This is a genomic window from Mesorhizobium sp. CA15 (assembly GCF_020165215.1).
Classification (GTDB): domain Bacteria; phylum Pseudomonadota; class Alphaproteobacteria; order Rhizobiales; family Rhizobiaceae; genus Mesorhizobium.
Genome location: NZ_JAIUHQ010000008.1, coordinates 126102 through 150514, shown reverse-complemented (window position 1 = coordinate 150514; position 24413 = coordinate 126102). Strand labels below are relative to the sequence as shown.

The window sequence follows — 24413 nt, the reverse complement described above, 5'->3', positions numbered from 1 at the left end:
AGCGGCACGCCTTAAGGAGCTGGCCATGCTGGAAAAAAAGACGATCACGCGCGAACGCATCGCCGCCGTGGAGCCGCGCATCCGGCCCTATGTACGCCACACGCCGATCATGCGCGTCGACATGTCGGATTTCGACCGGCCCGCCTTTCCGGCCGACCTGAAGCTCGAATGCCTCCAGCATTCCGGCTCGTTCAAGGCGCGCGGCGCCTTCACCAACCTGGTCGAACGCCAGGTGCCCGAAGCCGGCGTGGTCGCCGCTTCCGGCGGCAATCATGGCGCCGCCGTCGCTTACGCCGCCATGAAGCTCGGGCACAAGGCGACCATCTTCGTGCCCGAAGTCAGCCCGCCGGCGAAGCTCGCGCGCATTCGCGGCTACGGCGCCGAGCTGATCGTCGGCGGCGCGCGCTATGCCGAAGCGCTGGCCGCCAGCGAAGACTTCGCGGCCAGAACCGGCGCCCTGCAGATCCACGCCTTCAACCAGGAAGAAACGCTGCTCGGCCAGGGCACGCTCGGCATGGAGATCGAGGCCGATCTGCCTGGGATCGACACGCTGCTGGTCGCGGTCGGCGGCGGCGGCCTGATCGGCGGCATCGCGGCCTGGTTCTCGGGGCGCATCCGTATCATCGCCATCGAGCCGGAAGGAGCCCCGACGCTTTACCGCGCCCTGGAAGCAGGAGAGCCGGTCGATGCGCCCGCCGAAGGCATCGCCGCCGATTCGCTGGCGCCGAAGCGCGTCGGCGAAATGATGTTTCCGATCGCCGAAGCCTTCGTCGAGCGCTCGATCCTAGTCAGCGACGACGACATCGTCGCGGCGCAGAAGGCGCTGTGGGACCGCGTGCGAATCATCGCCGAGCCGGGCGGCGCCGCCGCCTTCGCCGCCATGCTTTCCGGACGCTATGTGCCCGGAGACGGCGAGCGCGTGGCGGTCCTCGTCTGCGGCTCGAACACGAATCTCGCCAATTTCTGATCATAACCCGGCCAAACCGCTTCACGTTTTTTGGAACCCGCCTCGCCTTTGCCGTGTTTGCTGGTATCCTTCTGGCGATGACGTCCGGGCTGTCGTGCCCGGGCAGGAAGGGCCGATGACCGAACGACCCATTTCCAGCGGCGAACGCAGCCGGGCCAGCGATGGACGCGGCTTTGCAGGGCGCTTGGCGCTCAGCCGGTTGGCGACGCGGGCCTCCATGACCTTCGAGCGCGCCTGGCCGCTCGTGCTGCCGCTGCTGGTCGTCACCAGCCTGTTCTTCAGCTTTTCGTGGTTCGGCCTGTTCCCGCGCCTGCCGGATGCGGCGCGCGTCGGCCTTCTGATCCTGTTCGCGCTGGCCGCGATCGCAGCGCTCTATCCGCTGCGCTTCTTCCGCATGCCCTCGGCAGCCGAGATCGACCGGCGCATCGAGGCGGCGAACGAATTGCTGCACAGCCCGGTGCAGGTGCAGACCGACCGACCGAGCGGCGCCGAGAGCATCTTCTCGCAGGCGCTGTGGCGCGAGCACCAGAAGCGCATGGCCGAACGGCTTTCCAGCCTCGGCGCCGACCGGCCGCGCACCGGCGTGCCGGACTACGACCGCTGGGGCTTGCGCGCCGTGGCGGGGCTGCTGTTCGTCACGGCGCTTGCCTTCTCCTTCGGACCCTTTGGCGGCAGGGTCAGCGACGGTTTCGTCGCGCGCGCCTCGCATGATGCCGTGCCCCCGCGCATCGACGCCTGGGTGACGCCACCTGCCTATACCGGCAAGGCGCCGGTGTTCCTGACGGCCGATGCCAACCAGGCCGTCCAGACCTTTTCCGTTCCGCAAGGCAGCGACATCTCGCTGCGCGTCACTGGCGGTTCGGGCGAGGAGACGCTGAGCTATGCCGATCAAGGCGGCAATGACCGCGCCATCGAGCCCGCCGCGCCGAAAGGTCCCCCGCCTGCCGCCGGCCAGACCGCACCAAAAGTGCGCCAGTTCTCCAGCAAGCTGAACACCAACGGCACGTTGACGCTGAAATCCGGCGAAGGCGATCTCGGCCACTGGGCCTTTGCCGTCATTCCCGACAAGCCGCCGACGATCCGCTTCGTCGGCGAGCCGAAGCGCGCCGTCAACGGCGCCATCGAGCTCAATTACGAGATCGCCGACGACTATGGTGCAGCCTCCGCCAAGGCCGTTTTCGAGCTGTCGGATCCGCCCGCCGCCAACGCGCATCCGCTCTACGGCGCGCCCGACATGCCATTGACGCTGCCGCGCCGCGGCGGCAAGCCGAGCGCAGCCAAGACGACCAAGGACCTGACCGAGCATGTCTGGGCCGGCAGCAACATCAAGCTGACGCTCACTGCAACGGACGACGCCGGCCACACCGCGACCAGCGAAACCAAAACGCTTGTCATGCCGGAGCGGCCCTTCGCCAATCCGCTGGCCAGAGCGGTGATCGAACAGCGCCGGCTGGTGGCGCTCGACACCAATGCCAAGCCGCGCGTTCTCGACCTGATGGAGGCGGTCACGCTGCGGCCCGAGGACACGTTCGACAACATGTCGAACTATCTCGCCATCATGAGCGCGAGGAGCCGGCTGAAGCTCTCCGAGAGCGACGATCAGTTGCGCAACGTCGTGTCCTATCTGTGGGAGATCGCGCTCGGCATCGAGGAAGGCAACCTGTCGGCCGCCGAGCGGCGACTGCGCCAGGCGCAGCAGGCGTTGCAGGACGCCATCAAGAACGGCGCCAGCGATCAGGAGATCGAAAAGGCGATGAAGGAACTGCGCGAGGCGATGAACCAGTTCCTGCAGGAATTCGCCCAGCGAGCGCAGCAGAACCCGAATGCGCCGCAGATGCAGCAGAACGGCCGCGAGCTGCGCCAGAGCGATATCGACCGCATGATGGACCAGATCGAGAATCTGGCCAAATCGGGCGATCGCGACAAGGCCCAGCAGCTTCTCTCCGAGCTGCAGGACATGATGAACAACCTGCAGGCCGGCCGCCAGCAGCCGGGCGGCGAGCAGGACAGCGAGATGCGCCAGCAGATGGACAAGCTCGGCGACATCATGCGCCGCCAGCAGGAAATGATGAACGACACCTTCCGGCTGGACCAGATGCAGCGCGGGCAGCGTGGTGAAGGCGGCGAGCAGCAGCAGCTTGGCGAGGATGGCGAACAGGGCCAGTCCGACGACCAGCAGCAGCGGCCCGGTCCCGGCCAGGACCGCGATCCGCTGGGCCGGCCGAAAATGTCGCCGAAGGATTTGGCCGATGCGCTGAAGCAGCTGCAGGAAGGCCAGGGCCAATTGCAGAGCGAGCTCGATCAGTTGAAGAAAGGCCTCGAAGGCCTGGGCATGGAGCCCAATGAGGGCTTTGGCGAGGCCGGCAAATCGATGGGCAATGCCGAACAATCGCTCGGCCAGGGCGACGGTGACCAAGCCGTCGGCCACCAGGGCCGCGCACTGGAAGCGCTGCGCCGCGGCGCCAAGGAAATGATGAAGCAGATGCAGGCCATGCAGGGCGACCAGGGCGGCAGCGAGCAGGGCGGCCGCCAGCAGGACGCCGATCGCGACCCGCTGGGACGACCCCGCGCCACCAACGGTCCCGATGACGGCACCTCGGTCAAGGTGCCCGACGAGATCGACGTCCAGCGTGCCCGCCAGATCCTCGACGCGATCCGCAAACGGCTCGGCAACGCGCTCAGCCCCGATATCGAGCGCAGCTATCTCGAGCGGCTGCTGGAGCTGAAATAGCCCGTCATCGGCGTTGCGAGATTGCCCTGCACATTCAGAACCGGTAGCGTCATGGCCGAGAGCATGGGGCGATGATCGATTTCTGGTTTTCCATCGGCAGCACCTACACCTACCTTTCGGTGATGCGACTGGCGAAGATCCAGGCTGAGACCGGCATCGAGTTCCGCTGGCGGCCGTTCAACGTGCGCTCGATCATGATCGAGATGGACAATATCCCCTTCGCCAAGAAGCCGGTGAAAGCCGCCTATATGTGGCGCGACATAGAGCGTCGCGCGGCGATGTACAGGATGGTGCCTAAACTGCCCGCGCCTTACCCGCTTGCCGAACTTGAGCGCGCCAATCGCGTCGCCGTCATTGCCGCGCGGGAGGGCTGGTGCGAGGCCTATGCCAGGGAGAGCTACCGGCGCTGGTTCGAGATGGGTGAGCCGGCCGGCAGCGAGCCGAACATCTCGGCAAGCATCAAGAAAGCGGGGGCAGGAACCGGAACCGATCCTGCGGGAGGCCGATAGCGATGCCGCCAAGGCTGACCTCGCCGCCGCGACCGAGCAAGCCAAGACGCTCGGCATTTTCGGCTCGCCGAGTTTCCTCGTCGATGGCGAGCTGTTCTGGGGCGACGATCGCCTCGATGATGCCATGCGCTGGCTCAGGCAGATTGAAAGTGGCCCGCCGGACTAAAGCCCGGCCGCCGAGCCCGCCTGCCTGGTCAGCATGAACGCCTCGCGGATTGCGTTCTCCATGCCGTCGATCGCTTCGCCGGTCGCCAGCGGGTTGCGGTGCAGGACGACGTTGGAGGAATCGATGTCGCCGAAACCGTCGGCGGCCGTCAGTTCGCGGCAATCAGGCGGGATGTTGCTGCGCGAGATCGGCGCGATTGCCAGGCCGGACGTGACGGCGAGCGTCAGGCCGCCATTGGTATCGCTGGTGTAGGCGACGCGGTAGTCGAGGCCGCGCTGCTGCAGCGACTTGATGGCGAAGTCGCGGCACCAGCCGTTGCGGCTGTAGAGCGCGATCGGCACCGGCCGTTCCTCATGCATGTGGTGCAGCGTCGAGGTCACCCAGACCGTCGGGTCGTGCATCAGCACCTCGCCGCCGGAAGAGCCCTCCCATTCGAACACCACCGCGAGGTCGAGCTCGCCGGCCGCGAGCGCCCGCACCTGCGAATCCGAATGCGCGTAGCGCACTGTGACCTCGACGCGCGGATGGCGCTTGGCGAATTCGCCCAGCGCCCGCGACAGGATCGAACGTCCATACTCGGCCGGAATGCCGATGCGCACCAGCCCGCCCAGCGGCGGCGCCACCAGCGAGGCAGCGGTCTCGTCCAGCAGCGAGACGATGCGGCGCGCGTTGGCGATGAGCTCGCCGCCGCGGCGCGTCAGCGCCACGCCGCGCGAGCCGCGCTCGAACAGATTGTCGCCGACCATGTCCTCCAGCTTCTTCATCTGCATGGATACGGCCGATTGCGTGCGCCCGGCTTTCTCCGCCGCGCGGGTGAAATTGCCGGTTTCGGCCACCGCCACGAAGGTGCGCAAGAGATCGCTGTCGAGGACTGGTCGCATCGAGTCGCCATAAGCAAAGTTAATTGCTGGCATCATTCCAATTCGTTTGCCAGATGTCAAACGCCGCAGGATAGTCATGACACCCATTGGACATGCGGCCGCGAAATCGGTCGCGGACCAATCGAAGAGTCCTCACTCGTACCCGCTGCCTGAAAATGGTGGCGGGTTCTTTTTCGCTGGATCGATCATGCAGAACCGGACGGTGCTTGGCATTCTGAGCCTCTGCCTCGGCGTGCTGGTTTTTTCGTTGCAGGATCCGCTGGTGAAGGCGGTTTCGGGCGGCTATCCGGTGACCGAGGTGATGGCGATCCGCGCCATCGTCGCGCTGCCAATCCTGATCGTGCTCGTTCAGGCCGATGTCGGCCTGAAGGCGGTGCTGTCGAAGCGGGCAGGCATGCTGACGCTGCGCGCCTTCATCCAGTTCTCGTCCTACACGGTCTATTATCTGGCGATCGCCGCCTTGCCGCTGGCCGATGCGGTGGCGCTCTATTTCATGGCGCCGCTGTTCATCATGGCGATGGCCGGTCCCTATCTCGGCGAGCGCGTCTCATGGAAGATGCTGTCGACGGTGCTGATCGGCCTGGTTGGAGTGCTGGTGATGGTGCGCCCCGGCGCCGGCGTGTTCGACTGGGCGGCGCTGCTGTCGCTGGGCTCGGCCTTCCTCTACGGCTTCTCGCAACTGATGGCGCGCCGTGTCGGCGACACCGAATCATCGACCGTGATGGCCTTCTATCAGAACGGCGCCTATCTCAGCGGCGCCATCGCCGTCGCAACCGTCTTCCACCTTGCCGGCATCACCCATGCCGCGCATCCGAGCGTCGAATTCCTGGTGCGGCCATGGGTATGGCCGACAATGCCGGACTTCCTCAAGATGGCCGCCTGCGGCCTGGTCGCGTCCGCCGGCATGATCCTGCTCTCTCAAGCCTATCGGATGGCGCCGGCCAATCGCGTCGCCACGTTCGAATATACCGGCATCCTGTGGTCGCCGCTGTGGGGTTTCCTGTTCTTCGCCGAAGTGCCGCGTGAAACCACGGTGCTGGGCGCGGCGCTGATCATCGGCGCCGGCCTGCTTGCGCTCAGCGGCGGGCGTCGGCGAAGTGCGGCGCCGGCCGCCCCTGGCACGGCCGATGCGGTCTCAAGCGAAGCAGCTTAATGCCTTGCCGACGCGGCCGCGGATCTCGGCAAGCGTGAACGGCTTCTGCACGACATCGAGGATGATGCCGTCGAGTTCCTCGGCGCGCTCACGCTGGTCGGCATAGCCGGTCATCAGCATGATCCGCATCGTCGGGAACTCTCTTGCAACCGATGTCGCCATCTCGATGCCGTCCATCTCCGGCATGCGGATGTCGGACACCACCAGATCGAAACCGCCGCGCGCCTGCCGGATCATGTCCAGCCCCTGCGCGCCGTCGGTGGCGATGGTGACATTATGGCCATCGCGCTCGAGCGCGCGGGCAGCGAGGGTGCGGACGGACTCATCGTCCTCGACGATCAGAAGCTTTGCCATGCCGAGATAGATGCCGCCGAAACGTTGATGTTTTCTGAAAATTCTAACGATCGGCGGTTTTTCGGAATGGCGCCGCCTTCTCAGGCGTCGCCTTTCACCACCCCGACAAATGGCAGCTCGCGGAACGCATGGGCCACATCCATGCCGTAGCCGACGACGAAATAGTCCGGGCAGTCGAAGCCCACATAATCGGCGTTGAGCGAGGTCTGGCGGCGCATGCGCTTGTCGAGCAGCACCGCGATGGCGCAGCTCTTGGCGCCGCGCGAAAGCATCAGGTCGCGGGTGTAGGAAAGCGTCTTGCCGGATTCGAGTATGTCGTCGATCAACAGCACGTCGCGGCCGGCGACCTCGTTGTCGATGTCGCGCAGCACCCTGACCTCGCCGCTGGTCGTGCCGGCGCCGTAGCTGGAGATGAAGATGAACTCGACTTCCGGCGACAGGCCGACATCATGCATGGCGCGGATGAGATCGGCGGCGAAGACGAACGAGCCCTTGAGGATCGAGATCACCAGCAGGTCGTGGTAATCGCGCCCGGCGATTTCCTTGGCGAGCTCGAGATTGCGGCGCGCGATCGCCGACGCCGAAAACAGGACCTCGATGTCCTTGCCGCGTACAACTGGCATTCTTTTGTCCTTCAAAACCACCTAGGACGCCAGTCGCTAGGTGTGTCGAGATTCGGGTCAGGCCGAGTCGAGAACGATGGCTTCCGAGAACCGGAGCGGAGCGTACTTGACGTACGTGAGCACCGGCCTACGCCGGCCATAGCCTCAATTTGACTGCCACGCCACTCCTAAGTGCTTTGGCCGGCGAAGGCCGAAGCGAAGGAAGCCGTCGTTCGCAGGCCGGCCTCACCTGAATATCGACACACCTAGCCGGCGAAGATTACGGAGACTGTCCTGACGCCGTCTTTAGGCACATCGAGGCGGCTCGAAAAGCCGAATCTTTCGCCCGGGCCCAGCGAACGGTTGGATGTCCCCAGCCTGTAGCGGATGATGTTGGCGTTGTTATCGGTGACGCGGATTTCGAGCGGCGGCAGCGTTTCCGACTTCATCCCGTCATTCGCCGCCTCGCCATCCACGAACAGCACCGGCTTCAATCCCGACGCATCGATGCGCGACGTCACGCCGGAGATGGTGAGCGCGCTCGCGGGCGCGGCGGTCGTCCAAAAGGGGCTTTGCCGGACCAGCGCATGACCACCCGACACCCAGAAGGATGCGAGCGCTATGCCGACGCCGGCTATCCAGAACAACGGACCGCCACGCGAGGATCGCGACGGCGCCGCCTCTGGTCTGCGTAGCATGCCCATGCCGCCGATCGATGGCGTCGACGGCATCTGCGGCGGCGGTGCCGATTCTGGATAAGCGGCAAAACGCGGCAGCACCACATAATCGGCATCGACGATGTCGGCCGCTTCGAACATGACGCGTTCCGGCGCGGCATTTGTTGCCGTGCCGGTCATGATTTCGCCGGAAACAGGGCGCGCGGTTCTCTCGTCAGCCATTACGGCACCAGTGCAGTCTTCGTTTCTTTTGCGTAAACGCAATTGGTTAACGCTTCCCCACCGGAATGGCTTTGATGCATGCTGGACGTTGCAAAATTAACCGCCGGTTAACCATGCCGGCCGATGGTCTGTTAGAGTAGATTGTGGCGCGTCGCCGCCGAGAGTTTCCAGGTCGCCGAACGTGATCCGCTTCGAAAATGTCGGCCTCCGCTATGGCATGGGTCCGGAGATCCTCCGGGACATCTCCCTGCACATTCCGGAGCGCTCCTTCCAGTTCCTGAGCGGCCCTTCGGGCGCCGGCAAGACGACCCTGCTGCGCCTTTTGTTCATGTCGCTGAAGCCGACGCGCGGCCTGATCACCATCTTCGGCAAGGACCGCTCGCGCATTTCGCGCGGCGAGCTGCCGCTGCTGCGCCGCCGCATCGGCGTGGTGTTCCAGGACTTCCGCCTGCTCGACCATATGACGACCTACGAGAATGTCGCGCTGCCGCTGCGCGTGCGCGGGCGCCAGGAAGCGAGCTACCGCACCGACGTCACCGAGCTGCTGAAATGGGTCGGGCTCGGCGACCGCATGCATGTGCTGCCGCCGGTGCTGTCGGGCGGCGAGAAGCAGCGCGCCGCGATCGCCCGGGCCTTGATCGAACAGCCGGAGATCCTGCTTGCCGACGAGCCGACCGGCAATGTCGATCCGCCGCTGGCGCGCAGGCTGCTCCGGCTGTTCATCGAGCTCAACCGGCTGGGCACCGCCGTGGTGATCGCCACCCACGACCTCGGCCTGATGGAACAGGTCGATGCGCGTCGCATGATCCTGGCCGGTGGAAGGTTGGACGTTTATGACTGACCTTCCGGCCGATCACCTCCAGCACGAAACGCTCGAGAAGACGACGGTCCGGCGTGTCCAGCGCAAGACGGCGCCGATCGTGCCCGCGCAGAACATCGCTGGACGGGCGCTGGTGCTGGTCATCGCCATCATGACCTTCCTGTCCTGCCTCACCTTCGGCGCCGTGACGCTGGTGCGCGATACCGCCTCCGTCTGGGAGAACCAGATATCGCGCGAGGCGACGATCCAGATCAAGCCGGCCGACGGTCTGGACATGGAGGCGGCCCTTGCGCAGGCCTCGCAGATCGCCAGCGAGTTCCCCGGCGTGAAGGGCACCAAGATCATCGACCGCGACGCGACCGCGCGTCTTCTGGAACCGTGGCTGGGCAGCGGCCTCAACATTGACGAGCTGCCGGTGCCGCGCCTCATCATCGTCACCATCGACGAGGCCAGCCCGCCCGATTTTGCCGCCATGCGCGCCGCCATCACGCCGAAAATACCGACCGCGGCACTCGACGATCACCGCACCTGGGTCGACCGGCTGGTCGCCATGGCGCGCACGACCGTGACGATCGGCATTGCCGTTCTGGTGCTGATGCTGTCGGCAACCGTGCTGACGGTGGTGTTCGCCACGCGCGGCGCGATGGCCGGCAACGGCCACATCATCGAGGTGCTGCATTTCGTCGGCGCCGAGGCGCGCTTCATCGCGCGCGAATTCCGTTGGCATTTCCTGGTCACCGGCATGAAGGGCGCTGCCGCCGGCGGCGCCCTGGCGATCGCCGTCTTCATCGTCTTTTCCTGGTGGTCGTCGCGCAACATGGCCACGCCCCAGGCCGACCAGGCGACTGCTTTGTTCGGCAATTTCGCCATCGGCTCGGCCGGTTATCTCGGCGTCGGCCTGATGGTGCTGGTGATCGGCGCGCTGACCGCGGCCACTTCGCATGCGACCGTCGTCGCCTATCTCAGCGACATCGACGTTCGCCAGCCGGATGCGGGCTGACCCATGAGATCAATCCGGAAACCGGCGCAAAGCGCTATAAACAAACAAGACAATGATCACACGCGGGATACCTGCCGTAACGCAATGTGCGCCGTCTCACCTATCAACGGCCGCATTTCGGAGTTAACCATTAGAGGCTTTCAGGATTAACCTGGGGATGATGGAAGCGCGGGATTCGATCGAGACAGCTGGACGAATGCCGGCGATGCGTGTGCGCAGCGCTGCCTTCGCCGGGTTCGGTCGTTTGAGGCTCGCCCTGCGCGTCTGCGGTTTCGTGGTTCTCGCCGCGCTGGTGCTTTTTGCCGGCGGCTTCGGCTGGTTTGCCGACAAGGTCAGCCATATGACGACTCCGGCCAATCCGGCCAGGGCCGACGCCATCATCGTGCTCACCGGCGGGCAGTCGCGGCTCGACGCGGCGATGGACCTGTTGGCCTCCGGCAAGGGCGAACGGCTGCTGATCAGCGGCGTCCATCCGTCGGCAACCAAGCGCCAGCTGCAGGCGGCGATGGGCGGCGACAAACAGCTTTTTTCCTGTTGCGTCGATATCGACCGCGCCGCGCTCGACACCATCGGCAATGCCGAGGAAAGCGCCAAATGGGTGGAAAACCACGCCTATGGCAGCATCATCATCGTCACCAACAATTACCACATGCCGCGCAGCTTGCTCGAGATGGGCCGGCTGCTGCATGGCGCGCGCCTGGAGCCCTATCCGGTGGTCAACACCAATCTCGGCAACGGCGGCTGGCTGACCAAGCCGGAGGCCCTGCGTGTGCTGCTCACCGAATACAGCAAATATGTGCTGTCTCTGGCGCGCGGCTTCCTTCCGCTGCGCGCGACGCCCGAAGGCGTCACGCTCGCCGAAGCCTCGACGGTGGTCAAGAACTAGACTTCGCCTGGCGCGCTGTTGCGCAGGCGCGCAATCTCCTGCTCCAGGCCGGCGATGCGCCGGTCGCGCTCGGCAAGTGCGGCCGCGACATCCGCCGCCTCGAAGCGCTGCGGTATGTGCTGCGGGCAATTGGCATCCCAGGCGGAGACCGTGAACAGGATCGCCTGCTCCGGCCGCGCCTTGTAGTCCGCGGGCATCAGCTTCGCCGTCAGCTCCGGGTCATTCTCGACGACGCGCGCCCTGCCCCAGATCTTGATGCGCTGCCGGAGCATATAGTCGATCAGGAACAGGAAGGCCTGGTCATTGTCCTCGAGATTGCCCTGGGTGATGAACTGCCGATTGCCGGAAAAGTCCGCAAAGCCGATCATGTGCTCGTCCAGCACCTTGAGGAAACCGGCCGGCCCACCGCGATGCTGGACGTAGGGCTGGCCTTCGGCGTTGGCCGTCGCCAGGAACACGCTGGTCTGTGCTTCGATGAAGGCAGCAAGATCCGGAGCGATCGTTGCCCGCCAGCCGCCGTGCTGCTCTACGCGCGCATAGGAATTGCGCGACCCCTTGCGGGACTGGATGGCCTTGACGGTAGGCGTGAAGGCGACGTCGCTGGTGAATTCATTCATGCTGGCGCTCCGCGAACAGGATCGCACATCAATTAGGCTCTTCCGAAAACCGGATGTAGAGAGCATGTTCGCAATCTATCTTTCCATATTTCGGAAGAATAATGGATCGCCTCGACGCTATGTCCCTGTTCGTCGCCACGGTGGAGGCCGGCAGCCTTTCCGCTACAGCCAAGCGCGCCGGCGTACCGCTGCCGACGGTGAGCCGCAAGCTCTCCGAACTGGAGAAGCATTTGGGGACGCGCCTGCTCAACCGCTCGACGCGGCGCCTGACGCTGACCGATGCCGGCCAGTCATACCTGGCTGCCTGCCGTCGCATCCTCGACGAGGTGAGCGAGGCCGAGCGCGATGCTGCCGGCGAATATTCGAGCCCGACCGGCGAGCTGGTCATCACGGCGCCGGTCGTGTTCGGCCGTCTGCATGTGCTGCCTGTGATCGCCGACTTTCTCGCCGTCTACCCGCAAGTGGATGTCCGCCTGACCCTGTCGGACCGGATCACCCAACTGGTCGAGGAGCATATTGATCTCGCCCTGCGCATCGGCGAGCTGCCGGATTCCGCCATGGTTGCGATCCGCGTCGGCTCGATCCGCCGTATCGTCTGCGCAAGCCCCGCCTATCTCGCCTTGCATGGCACGCCGACGACCCCGCAGGACCTTGCCGGCCACGACTGTGTCACCTTCGAAGGTCTCGCCGCTCCCGCGGCATGGAGCTTCGGAACCGGCAAGACGGAAACGACAATCCCTGTTCGCTCGCGCCTGCAGGTCAACACCGCCGAAGCGGCCATCGATGCCGCGATTGCCGGGCTCGGGCTGACGAAAGTGCTCTCCTACCAGGCGGATGCCGCCGTGCGCGCCGGCGCGCTGCGGCTGGTGCTGCAGCCCTTCGAACCGCCGCCCTGGCCGGTAAGCCTCGTCCATGCCGGCCAGGGCCGGCTGCCGGTCAAGCTGCGCGCCTTCCTCGATTTCGCCGCGCCGCGTCTCAAGGAACGGCTAGCTCGGTCACTCTAGCGGCACCACTCGACAATGGCGGCGTTTCCTTTTTGCCGCCGCTTAGTGTAACCAACGCACACTTCCTCACGGGCCCCTTGCATGCTCATCATCCGCTCGCTGGCGTTCAACTTCGTCTTCTATCTCAGCCTGATCGTCCAGATGATCTTCTGGACGCCTTTCTATTTCCTGTCGCCGCGTCACCGCGCCTGGTTCGTGCCGAAATTCTGGTCGCGCACCTCGATGTGGCTCTATGACAAGATCGCTGCGACGAAGAGCGAGATCACGGGTGTCGAGAACCTGCCCGAAGGCTCCTTCATCCTGGCGCCGAAGCATCAGTCCTTCTGGGACGCAATCGCCTTCTTCCCCTATCTCGACGACGCGCTCTACATCTTGAAGCGCGAACTGACCTGGATCCCCTTTTTCGGCTGGTACATTTTGAAGATGCGCATGATCCCGGTCGATCGCGGCAACCGTTCGAAAGCGCTGAAGGCTGTCGTCGTCGCGACCAGGCAGGAGATGAACCGCAATCCGCGCCAGCTCATCATCTATCCCGAAGGCACGCGCCGCCCGCCGGGCGCCGAGCCGTCCTACAAATACGGCATCGTCGAACTCTACACGCAGCTCGGCGTTCCTGTGGTCCCGGTGGCTCATGTCGCCGGCCTCTACTGGCCGCGCCGCAAGTTCCTGCGCTATCCCGGCACCATCAAGGCCCGCTTCCTGCCGCCGATCCCGCCAGGGCTCGGCAAGGAGGAATTCATGCAGCGGCTGATCGGCGAGACCGAGGCCGCCTGCGACCAGATGCTTATCGAGGCGGCGCAGGCGCCGAACCCGCCGCCGATGCCGCCGACGGCGGTGAAGCGGCTGGCGGAACTCGGCGTAACCGCGAAGACCTGATCGGCTACCGCAGCACCACCAGCAGGGTCATCAGCACCAGCGTGCCGGCAAACACCAGGTTGATGATCCGGGAGGCCAGCGGATGGCGCAGGACGCGCGCGAACGCCGTTCCGGCAAGCAGCCACACAACGTGGATGGCGACGATCATCGCGGCAAGCACCAACAGCCTGATGGAGACGCCGAGCGCATCGGCCTGCGACGCGGCGCCGGCGAAAACCGCTGCGATCGCCACATAGGCTTTCGGATTGGCGACGGCGAGCATGAAGCCGCCTAGAAAATCAGGCTTCGTCGCCGTGCTTCCGCGCTCGGCCAATGGCGGCGCTGTCGCTATTTTGAAGGCGAGATAAAGGATGTAGCCTGCCGAGGCGACCGCCAGCACCGGCGCCACTCCCGGCACCGAGGTCAGCATGCCGAAAATCCCGCCCGCCACCGCCAGAAGCACCGCGATCGTGCCGAGCACCACGCCGGACGTGTAACCCAGGGAAGGACGCAGACCGAAAGCCGCGCCGACGGCGGTCACGCTGATCGTCGCGGGTCCCGGACTGCCCATGACGACCATCGCCGCCAGGATAAGCGCCAGCACTTGCTGCCAGAGCTGCCCTTCGCTCAAGATGCCATCGGCCATACCGAACCCCTCCTGCCGCCGCTATGCGACAGGACTGAAGCGGGTTTTGTCATGGCCGTCTTGGACGTTCGTGCGCAGCGCCCGTCTCAGGCGCTGGCCCGGTCCAATGCCGCGATATCGTCGGCCGAAAGCTTGAGCGACGCGGCGCGGATCAGGCTGTCCATCTGGGCCGGGGTCGTGGCGCTGGCGATCGGCGCGGTGACGCCCGGCCGCGCGATGATCCAGGCCAGCGCCACCTCCGCCTGCTTGGCCGAATGGCGCTCGGCCACGGCATCGAGCGCGGAAAGGATGCGCATGCCGCGCTCGTTGAGATATTCGGCGACGTCTTCGCCGCGCGCGCTCTGGCCGAGATCGGCCTTGCTGCGGTATTTGCCGCTCAGGAATCCCTTTGCGAGGCTGAAATAGGTGATGACGCCGATATCCTCGGCTTTGCAGAGGTCGAGCAGCGGTCCGTCGAGCGACGAGCGGTCGTACAAATTGTATTCTGGCTGCAGCACCTCGTAACGTGGCAGGCTGCGCAGGCTGGCGACGTCGAGCGCGGCGCGCAGCTGGCCGGCATCGAGATTGGAGCAGCCGGGATAGCGGATCTTGCCCTTTTCGAGCAGGCGCTGATAGGCGCCGAGCGTTTCTTCGTAAGGCGTGGCCGGATCCGGCCAGTGCGACAGATAGAGGTCGATGACATCGGTTTGCAGCCGCTTCAGTGAAGCGTCGATCGCCTTTTCGATATAGGCAGCGGAGAGGTCGCGCTTGCCCTGGCCCATGTCGGAGCCGACCTTGGTGATGACGATGACCTTGTCCCGATTGCCGCGGCTCTTCATCCAGTTGCCGATGATGGTTTCCGATTCGCCGCCCTTGTTGCCCGGAACCCAGCGCGAATAGGCATCGGCCGTATCGACGGCGTTGAAGCCGGCAGCGACGAACCGGTCGAGCAGGTCGAAGGAGGTCTTCTCGTCGGCGGTCCAGCCGAAGACGTTGCCGCCCAGGACCAGCGGCGCGATGGAAAGGTCGGTGCGACCGAGACGACGTTTCTGCAAGACTGATCTCCGTGATGCTGGAACGGGCCTGACGCCCAAGGATGGGATGCCGCTAAGCTAGGTCGCGGCCGGGCGAGGTCAAAGGCATGGTTTTGTTTTTTGATCGGACCAGAGCAATTCCAGCAAAAGTGCGTCGCGGTTTTGCGTCTGGAATTGCGTAAAAACAAAGAGATAGAGCATTGGAGGCGAAATTATTTCGCCGAAAATGCGCGTCACGAAGACGCGACCCGACGGCCCACTTCCTCCAGCCAGTGATCGCGGATGCCGAGCGCCTCGAGGTGCTCGAGTGTGCTCAAGACATAGTCCTCGTTTCGCCCGGATTGGCCGACCGCGCCGCGAACGATCCTGGCCGCATGATCGGCGTCGAGCGCGCCGGCATACTGCTCATGCTGGCGGTCGACGGTGTAGGCGACCGCCTCGACCGCGCCTCCACCATCCAGCCGGACATCGAGAATGCGTTCGAGATAGATGCTGGTGACCAGCTCGCGCTCGCGCAGATAGGAAAGCACCTCGTCGCGCAAATTGCCGGGAACACGGTAGGCGAGGCCGACGCAGGAGCCGCCCCGGTCGAGGCCGAGCACCAGGCCCGGCCGCGCGCGCGTGCCGCGATGCACGAAGGAATAGACGCAAAGCGAGCGGCGATAGCCGTAAAGCCGGGCGCGGCGCGTCTCGACATGGGCAAATCCGGGCCGCCAGATCAGCGACCCATAGCCAAAAACCCAAAAATCGCCCATATCGCCAAGCCTGATCGCATTCGAGTGAACGACACCGCACCGCCGAGGTGCTTCTTCTGGCCCCCGCTTGTTTGCGTATTGGTAAATGCCCGCTCGCCGGGTTAACGAGAGCCGCAGCATGACGTCAAGTGACGAGCGATCGCCCAAACTTCGCCGCCGGCTGTTCTGGCTTGCCGCGCTCCTTGTCGTGCTGTTCGCCGCCTATAGCGGCGGCTGGTTCTATCTCGCCGACAGGCTCAAGACCGAGGCAGATCAGGCGGTGGCGAGACTGGGCAGCAAAGGCATCGCCGCCGGCTGCGCCAACCTCGCCGTCAGCGGCTACCCGATGAGCTTCACGGTTTCCTGCGACAACATCGCCTATGAAGACGACGCCCGGAAGGTCGCCGCCTCCACCGGCAGCTTCAACGCCGTCGCCGGGATCGCCGAACCCTTGTCGCCGGTCGCCGACCTGCGCGGGCCGTTGAGGACGATGGCGCCCGGCATGCCGCCGCTCTGGATCGACTGGGACCGGTTGCAGGCCAATGTCAAAGTGTGGTGGCCGTTGCCAAGGAGCGTTTCCGTGCAGGCTGAAGGCCTGAACGGTCAGACCGACCCGCAGGACGACACGGATCCGATGCAATTGTTCAGCGCCGGCAAGGCGGCCGGCCAATTGCAGCCGGCCGGCCAGGACATCAATTATGTCGGCAGCTTCGGCGACCTGGAGATCAACGCGGATGCTATCGACGGGCGCGCACTGCCGGCGCTGGACGGCAGTGGCGACGTGACGCTGAAGAACGGCGTGGCGCTGATGGCAGCGCCCCCGAAGAGCCTGCGCGGCCAGTCGATCGAGATCGCTAAGCTCGACCTGTCGTCGGGCACGGCGTGCATCATCGTGTCCGGACCGGTCTCCGTGGATGCGGAAGGGCTGGTCAACGGGGACCTGACGATCAAGCTCAAGGACCCGAAAGCGGTGGCATCTATCCTTGCCGGCGCGGTTCCCGAGCATAAAAGCGAAATCGAGCAGGGCTTTGCTGCCATTGCCATGCTTGGCAAGGAACCGTCCTTGCCACTCAAGATCGTCAAGGGCAAGGCCTCGCTGGGCTTCATCCCGCTCGGCAAGATCAAGCCGCTTGAATAACGGGACAATGGCGAAGCCGGTCAGACTGCTCAGCGTCGGCGCCTTCACTCTCGACACGATCCTTCGCGTCGAAACGCTGCCCGCGCATCAAGGCAAGTTCATCGCCAGCGACGGCGTCCAGATCGCTTCCGGCATGGCGACCAGTGCGGCCTGCGCCGCGCGGCGCCTCGGCGCCGAAGTCTCGCTGTGGGCGAGCGCCGGTGACGATCCGGTCGGCGACCAGCTGATCGCCGACATCGAGGCCGAAGGCGTCGACTGCACCCTCATCCGCCGGGTCGCCGGCGCGCGATCGGCGCTGGCCGCGATCCTGGTGGATGCGCATGGCGAGCGCATCATCGTCCCCTTCTATGACAAAAAGGCGCAAGCCGACCCCGAGGCGCTGCCGCTCGCCGACCTCTCCGCCTTCGACGCCGTGCTGGTGGATGTCCGCTGGCCAGGCGCCGCTGCCCTTGCCTTAAACGCGGCCAGATCGATCGGCCGTCCGGCGATCCTCGACGCCGACACGGCGCCAGTCGAGGTGCTGGAGCGGCTGTTGCCCTTGGCCTCGCACATCGTCGCTTCCGAACCGGCGGCGCGCATCGTCTGCGGCCACGCGCTCGACCCAGAAAGCGCCTGCGCCGACCTCGCCTCGCGCACCGATGCCTTTGTCGCGGTGACCGGCGGCGCGGCCGGCACCTGGTGGCACGACCGCGCGACTCGGCGCGTGCGCCATGTCGAGGCGCCGAAGGTCAAGGCGATCGACACGCTCGCCGCCGGCGACGTCTTCCACGGCGCCTTCGCCGTCGGCCTCGCCGAGGCCATGCCCATGGAGGAAGCCCTGCGCTTTGCCAGCGCCGCCGCGGCGCTCAAATGCCTGCGCTTCGGCGGCCGCCTCGGCGCGCCGGATCGGGCCGAAACGCTGGCGATGATGGCGGCGCACTGGCCGCCAGCCCAGGGCTAGAACGCAAGAGTATCTCGGCTATTTCTGCGAAATCGGCACAAACGCTGGGGTTGGCGTAAGCCGCTCAACCTCGTCATTCCAGGGCGGAGCAGCCGCGAAGCGGCGTCGCGGAGACCCTGGAATCCATCCCGTGACCTGAGCCATGGAATGCGGCGGAGCAGAATTCTGCACCGCGACAGCGCTCGGAAGTCACGGAATGATCCTCGGGTCTGCGCGCGTCGCTTCGCTCCTTGCTCCGCCCGTGGATGACGATCGCGATGGGCGTTTCGGCCAATCTCCAGCGCATGCGCCTGCCCACGCTGACAGGTCAATCCACGCCAGAGAACGAGGAAAAAGCCTAAGGCTTCGCCGGGTGCTCGACCGCCTGGCGACCAAAATCCGGCACATCGATATCCTGGCCGGCCTCGATGATCGAGCGGCGGATTGCGCGGGTGCGGGTGAAGAGGTCGAACAGCTTCTCGCCGTCGCCCCAACGGATCGCCCGCTGCAGCGAGGCCAGATCCTCCGAGAAACGCGCCAGCATCTCCAGGATCGCGTCCTTGTTGTGCAGGCACACGTCGCGCCACATGGTCGGGTCGGAGGCGGCAAGGCGGGTGAAGTCGCGGAAGCCGGAAGCGGAATATTTGATGACTTCGCTCTTGGTCACCGCTTCCAGATCGTCCGCCGTGCCGACGATGTTGTAGGCGATGATATGCGGCAGGTGCGACACGATCGCCAAGGTCATGTCGTGGTGCTGCGGGTCCATCGTGTCGATGTTGGAGCCGCAGCGCCGCCAGAATTCTGAAAGCGTCTCGAGCGCCGCGGGATCGGTGCCCGGCAGCGGCGTGAAGATGCACCAGCGATTCTCGAATAGATCGGCAAAGCCGGCATCGGGTCCGGACTTTTCCGTGCCGGCCAGCGGATGTCCGGGGATGAAGTGCACGCCTTCGGGCACACGCGGCTGCATTTGCGCGATGACGGAGGCTTTGGTCGAGCCGACATCGGTGAGAATGGCGCCCTTCTTCAGCGCAGGCGCGATCTCGGCCGCAACCTCGCCGGACGAGCCGACCGGAACCGAGACGATGACGAGATCGGCGTCACGCACCGCTTGGCTGGCGTCGGTGCTGTAAGAATCGCCAAGGCCAAGCTCCTCGGCGCGTTTGAGCGTCGAAGCGCTGCGCGTCGCTATGGCGATATGGCGCGCCAGGCCCTCGCGGCGGATGACGCGGGCGAGCGACGAGCCGATCAGGCCGATGCCGACCAGCGCTATTTTCTCGAACATCGGTGACGCCATGGTGTTCTAGCTTTTCAGGAAGGTCGTGAGCGCATCGATGACGCCGCGATTGGCTTCCTCGGTGCCGACGCTCATGCGCAGCGCGTTGGGGAAGCCGTAGCCGGTGACGCGGCGAAGGATGTAGCCGCGCGCGCTCAGATAATCGTCCGCGGCCGCGGCCGAATGTTTCTCGCCGTCGGGGAAATGGATCAGCACGAAATTGCCGACGCTCGGCGTGACACGCAGGCCGAGCCCGGTCAGCTCGGCGCTGAGCCAGGCCAGCCATTTCTCGTTATGCGCCACGCTGCGCTCGATATGGGCGCGGTCGCGGATCGCGGCGATGCCGGCCTCAATCGCTGTAGCGTTGACGTTGAAGGGGCCGCGAATGCGGTTGATCGCATCGACGATATGCGCCGGCCCGTACATCCAGCCGATACGCGCGCCGCCGAGCCCGAGCTTGGAGAAGGTGCGGGTCATCACCACGTTCTCGGAACTGCCGGCGAGCTCGATGCCGGCCTCGTAGTCGTTGCGCCGCACATATTCGGCATAGGCCGCGTCGAGCACCAGGAGCACGTTCTTCGGCAATGCAGCGTGCAGCCGGCGCACTTCCTGGAACGGCACATAGGTGCCCGTCGGATTGTTGGGATTGGCGAGGAACACGATCCGCGTCGCCGGCGTCACCGCGGCCAAAATCGCGTCGATGTCGGCGCGCTCCTCGGTCTCCTTCACCGCCACCGGCTTGGCGCCCGCCGCCTGGATATAGATTTTGTAGACCATGAAGGCGTGCTCGGTGAACACGGCCTCGTCGCCCGGCGCGAGATAGGTCTGCGCCAGCAGCCCCAGGATCTCGTCGGAGCCGTTGGAGCAGATGATGTTGGCCGGATTCAGCCCATGCACCTCGGCGATCGCCTCGCGCAGCCGGCGGGCGGTGCCATCGGGATAGACATCGAGCTTCGCCGCCACTTCGCGCGCGGCCTCGATCGCCTTCGGCGAGGGCCCGAGCGGGTTTTCGTTCGCCGACAGCTTATAGACCTTCGTCACGCCGGCCGGCGCGGTGCTTTTTCCCGGCACATAGGCCTCGATGTCCATGATGCCCGCGCGGGGCGTCGGACGGGGCTGATCCTGCTTCATGTCACAAATCCGTCGAGAAGGCCTTCAAGGCCGCAGCGGAAATACAGGCCACGGGCTGGAATGTCGAGTGCCGCCGGCTGGCACCCGCATCCGGTCGCGAGGAGGCCACCCGTTGACGAAGCGCGGCGCTGGTCCTAGAAGGATTGCCAGACTCCCGTGGTGATTTGGCCGGTCGGCTTGCAGCCACGTTAAACAACTCGCTAAAGGGCCGTTTGCAACCTGTAACCGGCTTTGCGACGGCAATGCCGGTTTTTTATTGTCCGCTGCCGGCCGGACACCGCGTCGGGACGAGACCGATGCGGGACAGGATGAGGACGGACATGGCCGCTCAGCGTGCTGCAAGAACCAACGACGAGGCCGACCATCCGTCGAGCCCGGTGCTGCGGTTCGGCCCGGACAAGCCGCTGAAGCTCGACGCCGGAACGCTGCTCTCGCCCTTCCAGATTGCCTACCAGACCTATGGCACGCTCAACGACGCGCGTTCCAATGCCATCCTCGTCTGCCATGCGCTGACCGGCGACCAGCACGTCGCCAACACCAATCCGGTGACCGGCAAGCCGGGCTGGTGGGAGGTTCTGATCGGCCCCGGCAGGATCATCGACACCAACCGTTTCTTCGTCATCTGCTCCAACGTCGTCGGCGGCTGCCTCGGCTCGACCGGCCCGGCCTCGACCAACCCGGCGACCGGCAAGCCCTACGGGCTCGACCTGCCGATCATCACCATCCGCGACATGGTGCGCGCGCAGACGATGCTGGTCGATCATTTCGGCATCGAGAAGCTGTTTTGCGTCCTTGGCGGCTCGATGGGCGGCATGCAGGTTCTGGAATGGGCGGCGAGCCATTCGGAGCGCGTGTTCTGCGTCCTGCCCATCGCCACCGGCGCCCGCCATTCCTCGCAGAACATCGCCTTCCATGAAGTCGGCCGACAGGCCGTCATGGCCGATCCCGACTGGCATGGCGGCAAATATCTCGATTTCGGCAAGCGGCCGGAAAAAGGGCTCGCCGTCGCGCGCATGGCCGCTCATATCACCTACCTTTCGGAAGCCGCGCTCCACCGCAAGTTCGGCCGCAATTTGCAGGACCGCGAGGCGCTGACCTTCGGCTTCGACGCCGATTTCCAGATCGAGAGCTATCTGCGCCATCAGGGCATGACCTTCGTCGACCGCTTCGACGCCAATTCCTACCTCTATCTGACCCGCGCGATGGACTATTTCGATCTTGCCGCCGATCACGGCGGGCGCCTCGCCGACGCCTTCGCCGGTACCAAGACGCGTTTTTGCCTGGTTTCCTTCACCAGCGACTGGCTGTTCCCGACCGAGGAGAGCCGATCGATCGTGCATGCCTTGAACGCGGCGGGCGCTTCCGTCTCCTTCGTCGAGATCGAAACCGATCGCGGCCACGACGCCTTCCTGCTCGACGAGCCGGAACTGTTCGCGGCCATCAACGGCTTCATCGCCTCCGCCGCCCGCGCCAGGGGGCTAAGCCTATGACCCCGAACCGAAGGTCAGCGAACGCAAAAAGTCGCCGACTTTTCGGACCGGGATCATGCGCTATGCAGGAGGCGAAGCCATGAGCGTCAATCGCGCCCAGCGTGTCGACCTCGAGGTCGTCACTGATCTCATCCCGGCCAATTCGCGCGTCCTCGATGTCGGCTCGGGCGACGGACTGCTTCTGGAACTCCTGCAGGAGACCAAGCAGGTCGACGGCCGCGGGCTGGAACTGTCGCAGCGCGGCGTCAACGAATGCGTGGCGCGCGGCCTTTCCGTCGTCCAGGGCGATGCCGACAAGGACCTCGAATTCTATCCCGACAAGGGCTTCGACTTCGTCGTGCTCTCACAGACCCTGCAGGCGACCCGGAACCCGAAGCTGGTGCTCGACGAGCTGCTTCGTATCGGCAACCGCGCCATTGTCTCCTTCCCCAATTTCGGCCACTGGCGCGTGCGCTTCTCGCTGTTGGTCAAGGGCAGGATGCCGGTCACCAAGGACCTGCCCTACTCCTGGTACGACACGCCCAACATCCATTTCTGCACCATCCGCGACTTCGTCAACCTGTGCGAGGAGCTCGGCGCGACCGTCGAGAAGGCAACCGCGCTCGACGCCAACGGCCAGAAGATCGGCCTGTCGATGCCCTGGTGGTTCTGGAATTTTTTTGGTCAGCAGGCGGTGTTTTTGCTGAGGCGATGACGGAAATGCGTTTCTTTCGTCGATCGCCGGCACATCGTCGCGCAGCGGTAGCAATCATCTTGCAGGTTTGATGGTTTCCGCCGGGCTAGGCCATCCGCTGGAATGGTTCGGCGGGCGACGTCTGCTGGAGCTGCCGGATTATTCGCGAGATTCCCGCGCCCAGCTACTGCGTGCGCTGACACAGGGGCGGTCCTCTACCGGCGTCTATGCAATCAAGCTCTTTGCGAGTGAGTTCGCACAACTTGCCGATAAGATAGCTCATCTGACAAATTCGCAGCGCATAATTGCATCCCGATCGTTTGACAGCATGCTGTTAGGACTATAGCCACAGGGTTGATCAACCGGTTGTGCCGCGATGGCTGAACATCCCACCTATTCTATCGTCTTGGAGATGGAGAATGCCAAATCCATCGACTGGGACGAGATTGGCCTTGGGCTGAAGGCCTTGGCGCGCGAGATCGCCCAGGCTTCCGCTACCGGATATCCGAAGCCGAAGGTCATAATCTCGCACGGCGGCCTCGAAACTGACGCAGTCTCACTGCGAAGCAGCATCGGAGCTGAAGCGCCACAACTGGAGCAGGTTGCCTATCTGGCCTTCGCGGCGTTCCCTGGCGGCAGATATTACGACCTCAAGAACAACGGCATTCCCTCGTGCGAAGGGAGCGTCCTTGTTTTTCTCGATTCCGATACAGTTCCGGAACGGAACTGGCTCTCAACTCTACTGAAACCCTTCGTCGACCGGCCCGAAACCATCTGTGTGAATGGACACACCTATCTTTCATACGATGACTTCTTCTCGCGAACCTTCGCGTTGATCTGGTTTTTCCCGATGGCTGATGGAGACGAGAGATTCGCCTCGAAGCGTGCTCTCAACGCCAACAACATCGCCTTTCGGCACGACTGGATATCCAGTCACCCATTTCCAGCCCACAACGGCTTCAAGGTCTCGTGCACGTTGCTGATGCACCAGCTTTGGAGCGAAGGCCACAAGATAGTCAACGTGGACGCACGCGTTCACCACTACTCGCCGCGGGGCTGGGGGTTCTTCTTTTGGCGCGCGCTGGTAACCGGCAGGGACGCCGATCGAAAATTCGTCGAGCTTCATGCACCTGGCAGGGCTCGGCGTATCGTCAAATCCTTCACGCGCTGGGGGACTATGTCTTGGCGCACGATCCGGCGAGTGACAGGCCATGCGCGGCAGACCGGGATGCCGTTCTGGCAAATCCCGTTTGCTGTCATTGTCGGACTGGCGTTCTATACTCTGGCGTTTTTCGGCCATTTCAGCCTGGCGGCCGGCCTTGTCCGCGACGAGGTCGAAATGGTGCCGGACTATATCGGGCACAGCTAACGTCAATCTTTTCCCGCTAGCCAAGCACATCCGTAGCCTTGTGCGGATGCTCGACGCCGTCGACGAAGATCACGTCGGACTGCGAGTTCTCGGTGCGCAGCGAAAGGATCGCCTGATAGGCCGGTGAATTGTACCAGTCCCGCATGTGCTGCCTGCCGGGGAATTCGATGACGATCAGGTGCCCGGGCCAGCTGTTCTCGACGACCTCGACGTCGCCGCCGTGGACGACGAAGCGCCCGCCGAACGGCGCCAGCGTGGCGTCTATCCTCTCGAGATATTCGAGTATCCAGGGACCCGGAGTGACTTGGCGCATATGGGCAACGGCGTAAGCGGTCATGATCCTGCTCCTTGATGAAACAAAGCCGATCGGTCGGCTTCTTGGAGATCACCATGCGGCAGCTAGGTAGTTCGGTCGATTACCTCAGAAATAATCGGGACAAAACCGTCCGTTGGTTCCTGTTGGCGGGCCGCCTAATCAACAGGAAGGCCAGTTGTGTTGCCATCAGACCGCAATGTTGCGGAAAAACCGCTAATTTCGGCATTTCTCGGCCGGCCTGGCGTGACACAAAGGGGGGTTTTTTGT

General features: G+C 64.5%; 26 protein-coding genes and 1 riboswitch. Of the genes, 15 read left to right on the top strand and 11 right to left on the bottom strand.

What is annotated here, in order from left to right; genetic code table 11:
- The first annotated feature begins 25 nt into the window (after positions 1-25).
- The 4 genes from LB515_RS15875 (at position 26) to LB515_RS28155 (ending at position 4373) form a co-directional block, all read left to right on the top strand.
- Positions 26-967, top strand: a complete 942-nt coding sequence (locus LB515_RS15875; protein ID WP_224708280.1) for a threonine/serine dehydratase — start codon at positions 26-28, stop codon at positions 965-967.
- 115 nt (positions 968-1082) lie between these two features.
- Positions 1083-3698, top strand: coding sequence for a TIGR02302 family protein (locus tag LB515_RS15870; protein ID WP_224708279.1), 2616 nt, complete (start codon positions 1083-1085; stop codon positions 3696-3698).
- Between the two features lie 71 nt (positions 3699-3769).
- A complete protein-coding gene (locus LB515_RS15865) occupies positions 3770-4207 on the top strand; it encodes a DsbA family protein (protein WP_263490300.1) in 438 nt (145 codons plus the stop codon).
- Complete coding sequence (locus tag LB515_RS28155) at positions 4119-4373, top strand: DsbA family protein (RefSeq protein WP_318012565.1); 255 nt, start codon at positions 4119-4121, stop codon at positions 4371-4373. Before LB515_RS15865 ends, LB515_RS28155 begins: the two co-directional genes overlap by 89 nt.
- Here LB515_RS28155 and LB515_RS15860 read toward each other — a convergent pair.
- A complete protein-coding gene (locus LB515_RS15860) occupies positions 4370-5254 on the bottom strand; it encodes a LysR family transcriptional regulator (protein WP_224609469.1) in 885 nt (294 codons plus the stop codon). The two genes, LB515_RS28155 and LB515_RS15860, sit on opposite strands and share 4 nt — an antisense overlap.
- A 187-nt stretch (positions 5255-5441) precedes the next feature.
- Here LB515_RS15860 and LB515_RS15855 point away from each other — a divergent pair, with 187 nt between their 5' ends.
- Positions 5442-6407 (top strand): DMT family transporter, encoded by a 966-nt coding sequence (locus LB515_RS15855; protein WP_224708278.1) that lies wholly within the window; start codon positions 5442-5444, stop codon positions 6405-6407.
- On the opposite strand, the gene LB515_RS15850 is transcribed toward LB515_RS15855, so the two are convergent.
- The 3 genes from LB515_RS15850 to LB515_RS15840 form a co-directional block, all read right to left on the bottom strand.
- Complete coding sequence (locus tag LB515_RS15850; RefSeq protein ID WP_224708277.1) at positions 6390-6761, bottom strand: response regulator; 372 nt, start codon at positions 6759-6761, stop codon at positions 6390-6392. The two genes, LB515_RS15855 and LB515_RS15850, sit on opposite strands and share 18 nt — an antisense overlap.
- Positions 6762-6841: 80 nt before the next feature.
- On the bottom strand, positions 6842-7384 hold the full coding sequence (gene hpt, locus LB515_RS15845) for a hypoxanthine phosphoribosyltransferase (RefSeq protein ID WP_095767471.1): 543 nt from the start codon (positions 7382-7384) through the stop codon (positions 6842-6844).
- A gap of 245 nt (positions 7385-7629) precedes the next feature.
- Complete coding sequence (locus LB515_RS15840) at positions 7630-8262, bottom strand: hypothetical protein (RefSeq protein WP_224708276.1); 633 nt, start codon at positions 8260-8262, stop codon at positions 7630-7632.
- A gap of 181 nt (positions 8263-8443) precedes the next feature.
- Between LB515_RS15840 and ftsE the strand changes: the two genes are divergently transcribed.
- From ftsE to LB515_RS15825, 3 genes are all read left to right on the top strand, one after another.
- Entirely contained in the window at positions 8444-9103 is a 660-nt protein-coding gene (gene ftsE / locus LB515_RS15835) for a cell division ATP-binding protein FtsE (protein ID WP_224708275.1), read from the top strand.
- Positions 9096-10082, top strand: coding sequence for a cell division protein FtsX (locus tag LB515_RS15830; protein ID WP_224708274.1), 987 nt, complete (start codon positions 9096-9098; stop codon positions 10080-10082). The genes ftsE and LB515_RS15830 overlap by 8 nt, the downstream gene beginning before the upstream one ends.
- A gap of 157 nt (positions 10083-10239) precedes the next feature.
- Positions 10240-10968 (top strand): YdcF family protein, encoded by a 729-nt coding sequence (locus LB515_RS15825; RefSeq protein ID WP_224708273.1) that lies wholly within the window; start codon positions 10240-10242, stop codon positions 10966-10968.
- On the opposite strand, the gene LB515_RS15820 is transcribed toward LB515_RS15825, so the two are convergent.
- On the bottom strand, positions 10965-11585 hold the full coding sequence (locus tag LB515_RS15820) for a pyridoxamine 5'-phosphate oxidase family protein (RefSeq protein ID WP_224708272.1): 621 nt from the start codon (positions 11583-11585) through the stop codon (positions 10965-10967). The genes LB515_RS15825 and LB515_RS15820 overlap by 4 nt on opposite strands.
- Positions 11586-11686: 101 nt before the next feature.
- Here LB515_RS15820 and LB515_RS15815 point away from each other — a divergent pair, with 101 nt between their 5' ends.
- Together LB515_RS15815 and LB515_RS15810 are read left to right on the top strand one after the other, a co-directional pair.
- A complete protein-coding gene (locus tag LB515_RS15815; protein ID WP_224708271.1) occupies positions 11687-12589 on the top strand; it encodes a LysR family transcriptional regulator in 903 nt (300 codons plus the stop codon).
- A gap of 81 nt (positions 12590-12670) precedes the next feature.
- Entirely contained in the window at positions 12671-13465 is a 795-nt protein-coding gene (locus LB515_RS15810) for a lysophospholipid acyltransferase family protein (RefSeq protein WP_224708270.1), read from the top strand.
- Between the two features lie 4 nt (positions 13466-13469).
- Here the strand turns inward: LB515_RS15810 and LB515_RS15805 are convergent, their stop codons facing one another.
- The 3 genes from LB515_RS15805 to LB515_RS15795 all read right to left on the bottom strand — a co-directional run bounded on the left by LB515_RS15805 (position 13470) and on the right by LB515_RS15795 (position 15858).
- On the bottom strand, positions 13470-14090 hold the full coding sequence (locus LB515_RS15805; protein WP_224708269.1) for a LysE family translocator: 621 nt from the start codon (positions 14088-14090) through the stop codon (positions 13470-13472).
- 86 nt (positions 14091-14176) lie between these two features.
- Positions 14177-15124, bottom strand: coding sequence for an aldo/keto reductase (locus LB515_RS15800; RefSeq protein WP_224708268.1), 948 nt, complete (start codon positions 15122-15124; stop codon positions 14177-14179).
- Between the two features lie 212 nt (positions 15125-15336).
- Positions 15337-15858 carry a gamma-glutamylcyclotransferase gene (locus tag LB515_RS15795; protein WP_095767462.1) on the bottom strand — a complete coding sequence of 174 codons (522 nt, stop codon included), beginning with the start codon at positions 15856-15858 and terminating at the stop codon, positions 15337-15339.
- A 118-nt stretch (positions 15859-15976) separates the two neighbouring features.
- Between LB515_RS15795 and LB515_RS15790 the strand changes: the two genes are divergently transcribed.
- Entirely contained in the window at positions 15977-16975 is a 999-nt protein-coding gene (locus LB515_RS15790; protein WP_224708267.1) for a DUF2125 domain-containing protein, read from the top strand.
- A gap of 7 nt (positions 16976-16982) precedes the next feature.
- Complete coding sequence (locus tag LB515_RS15785; protein WP_224708266.1) at positions 16983-17915, top strand: sugar kinase; 933 nt, start codon at positions 16983-16985, stop codon at positions 17913-17915.
- Between the two features lie 337 nt (positions 17916-18252).
- Here LB515_RS15785 and LB515_RS15780 read toward each other — a convergent pair whose 3' ends face one another.
- Entirely contained in the window at positions 18253-19188 is a 936-nt protein-coding gene (locus tag LB515_RS15780) for a prephenate/arogenate dehydrogenase family protein (protein ID WP_224708265.1), read from the bottom strand.
- Between the two features lie 6 nt (positions 19189-19194).
- Complete coding sequence (hisC, locus tag LB515_RS15775) at positions 19195-20298, bottom strand: histidinol-phosphate transaminase (protein ID WP_224708264.1); 1104 nt, start codon at positions 20296-20298, stop codon at positions 19195-19197.
- 146 nt (positions 20299-20444) lie between these two features.
- A riboswitch (SAM riboswitch) is annotated at positions 20445-20522 on the top strand.
- Positions 20523-20618: 96 nt separating this feature from the next.
- Between hisC and metX the strand changes: the two genes are divergently transcribed.
- The 3 genes from metX to LB515_RS15760 all read left to right on the top strand — a co-directional run bounded on the left by metX (position 20619) and on the right by LB515_RS15760 (position 23830).
- Complete coding sequence (gene metX, locus LB515_RS15770; RefSeq protein ID WP_224527392.1) at positions 20619-21788, top strand: homoserine O-acetyltransferase MetX; 1170 nt, start codon at positions 20619-20621, stop codon at positions 21786-21788.
- 79 nt (positions 21789-21867) lie between these two features.
- Positions 21868-22482: a methionine biosynthesis protein MetW gene (gene metW / locus LB515_RS15765; RefSeq protein WP_095767561.1), complete on the top strand. Its 615-nt coding sequence runs from the start codon at positions 21868-21870 to the stop codon at positions 22480-22482.
- Between the two features lie 355 nt (positions 22483-22837).
- Positions 22838-23830 carry a glycosyltransferase gene (locus LB515_RS15760; protein WP_224708263.1) on the top strand — a complete coding sequence of 331 codons (993 nt, stop codon included), beginning with the start codon at positions 22838-22840 and terminating at the stop codon, positions 23828-23830.
- 16 nt (positions 23831-23846) lie between these two features.
- Here the strand turns inward: LB515_RS15760 and LB515_RS15755 are convergent, their stop codons facing one another.
- Positions 23847-24167: a DUF1330 domain-containing protein gene (locus LB515_RS15755; protein WP_224607956.1), complete on the bottom strand. Its 321-nt coding sequence runs from the start codon at positions 24165-24167 to the stop codon at positions 23847-23849.
- Between the last annotated feature and the right edge of the window lie 246 nt (positions 24168-24413).

Excerpts from the sequence above, each read along its gene's own strand:
- LB515_RS15855 (WP_224708278.1), top strand. The coding sequence starts at position 5,442 with ATGCAGAACCGGACGGTGCTTGGCATTCTGAGCCTCTGCCTCGGCGTG.
- LB515_RS15870 (WP_224708279.1), top strand. The coding sequence starts at position 1,083 with ATGACCGAACGACCCATTTCCAGCGGCGAACGCAGCCGGGCCAGCGAT.
- LB515_RS15755 (WP_224607956.1), bottom strand. The coding sequence starts at position 24,167 with ATGACCGCTTACGCCGTTGCCCATATGCGCCAAGTCACTCCGGGTCCC.
- metX (WP_224527392.1), top strand. The coding sequence starts at position 20,619 with ATGGCCGCTCAGCGTGCTGCAAGAACCAACGACGAGGCCGACCATCCG.
- LB515_RS15830 (WP_224708274.1), top strand. The coding sequence starts at position 9,096 with ATGACTGACCTTCCGGCCGATCACCTCCAGCACGAAACGCTCGAGAAG.
- LB515_RS15865 (WP_263490300.1), top strand. The coding sequence starts at position 3,770 with ATGATCGATTTCTGGTTTTCCATCGGCAGCACCTACACCTACCTTTCG.
- hisC (WP_224708264.1), bottom strand. The coding sequence starts at position 20,298 with ATGAAGCAGGATCAGCCCCGTCCGACGCCCCGCGCGGGCATCATGGAC.
- LB515_RS15795 (WP_095767462.1), bottom strand. The coding sequence starts at position 15,858 with ATGGGCGATTTTTGGGTTTTTGGCTATGGGTCGCTGATCTGGCGGCCC.
- metW (WP_095767561.1), top strand. The coding sequence starts at position 21,868 with ATGAGCGTCAATCGCGCCCAGCGTGTCGACCTCGAGGTCGTCACTGAT.
- LB515_RS15850 (WP_224708277.1), bottom strand. The coding sequence starts at position 6,761 with ATGGCAAAGCTTCTGATCGTCGAGGACGATGAGTCCGTCCGCACCCTC.
- LB515_RS15860 (WP_224609469.1), bottom strand. The coding sequence starts at position 5,254 with ATGCGACCAGTCCTCGACAGCGATCTCTTGCGCACCTTCGTGGCGGTG.
- LB515_RS15820 (WP_224708272.1), bottom strand. The coding sequence starts at position 11,585 with ATGAATGAATTCACCAGCGACGTCGCCTTCACGCCTACCGTCAAGGCC.
- hpt (WP_095767471.1), bottom strand. The coding sequence starts at position 7,384 with ATGCCAGTTGTACGCGGCAAGGACATCGAGGTCCTGTTTTCGGCGTCG.
- LB515_RS15760 (WP_224708263.1), top strand. The coding sequence starts at position 22,838 with ATGGCTGAACATCCCACCTATTCTATCGTCTTGGAGATGGAGAATGCC.
- LB515_RS15825 (WP_224708273.1), top strand. The coding sequence starts at position 10,240 with ATGATGGAAGCGCGGGATTCGATCGAGACAGCTGGACGAATGCCGGCG.
- LB515_RS15790 (WP_224708267.1), top strand. The coding sequence starts at position 15,977 with ATGACGTCAAGTGACGAGCGATCGCCCAAACTTCGCCGCCGGCTGTTC.
- LB515_RS15840 (WP_224708276.1), bottom strand. The coding sequence starts at position 8,262 with ATGGCTGACGAGAGAACCGCGCGCCCTGTTTCCGGCGAAATCATGACC.
- LB515_RS15780 (WP_224708265.1), bottom strand. The coding sequence starts at position 19,188 with ATGGCGTCACCGATGTTCGAGAAAATAGCGCTGGTCGGCATCGGCCTG.
- LB515_RS15785 (WP_224708266.1), top strand. The coding sequence starts at position 16,983 with ATGGCGAAGCCGGTCAGACTGCTCAGCGTCGGCGCCTTCACTCTCGAC.
- LB515_RS15875 (WP_224708280.1), top strand. The coding sequence starts at position 26 with ATGCTGGAAAAAAAGACGATCACGCGCGAACGCATCGCCGCCGTGGAG.
- LB515_RS15810 (WP_224708270.1), top strand. The coding sequence starts at position 12,671 with ATGCTCATCATCCGCTCGCTGGCGTTCAACTTCGTCTTCTATCTCAGC.
- LB515_RS15815 (WP_224708271.1), top strand. The coding sequence starts at position 11,687 with ATGGATCGCCTCGACGCTATGTCCCTGTTCGTCGCCACGGTGGAGGCC.
- LB515_RS15805 (WP_224708269.1), bottom strand. The coding sequence starts at position 14,090 with ATGGCCGATGGCATCTTGAGCGAAGGGCAGCTCTGGCAGCAAGTGCTG.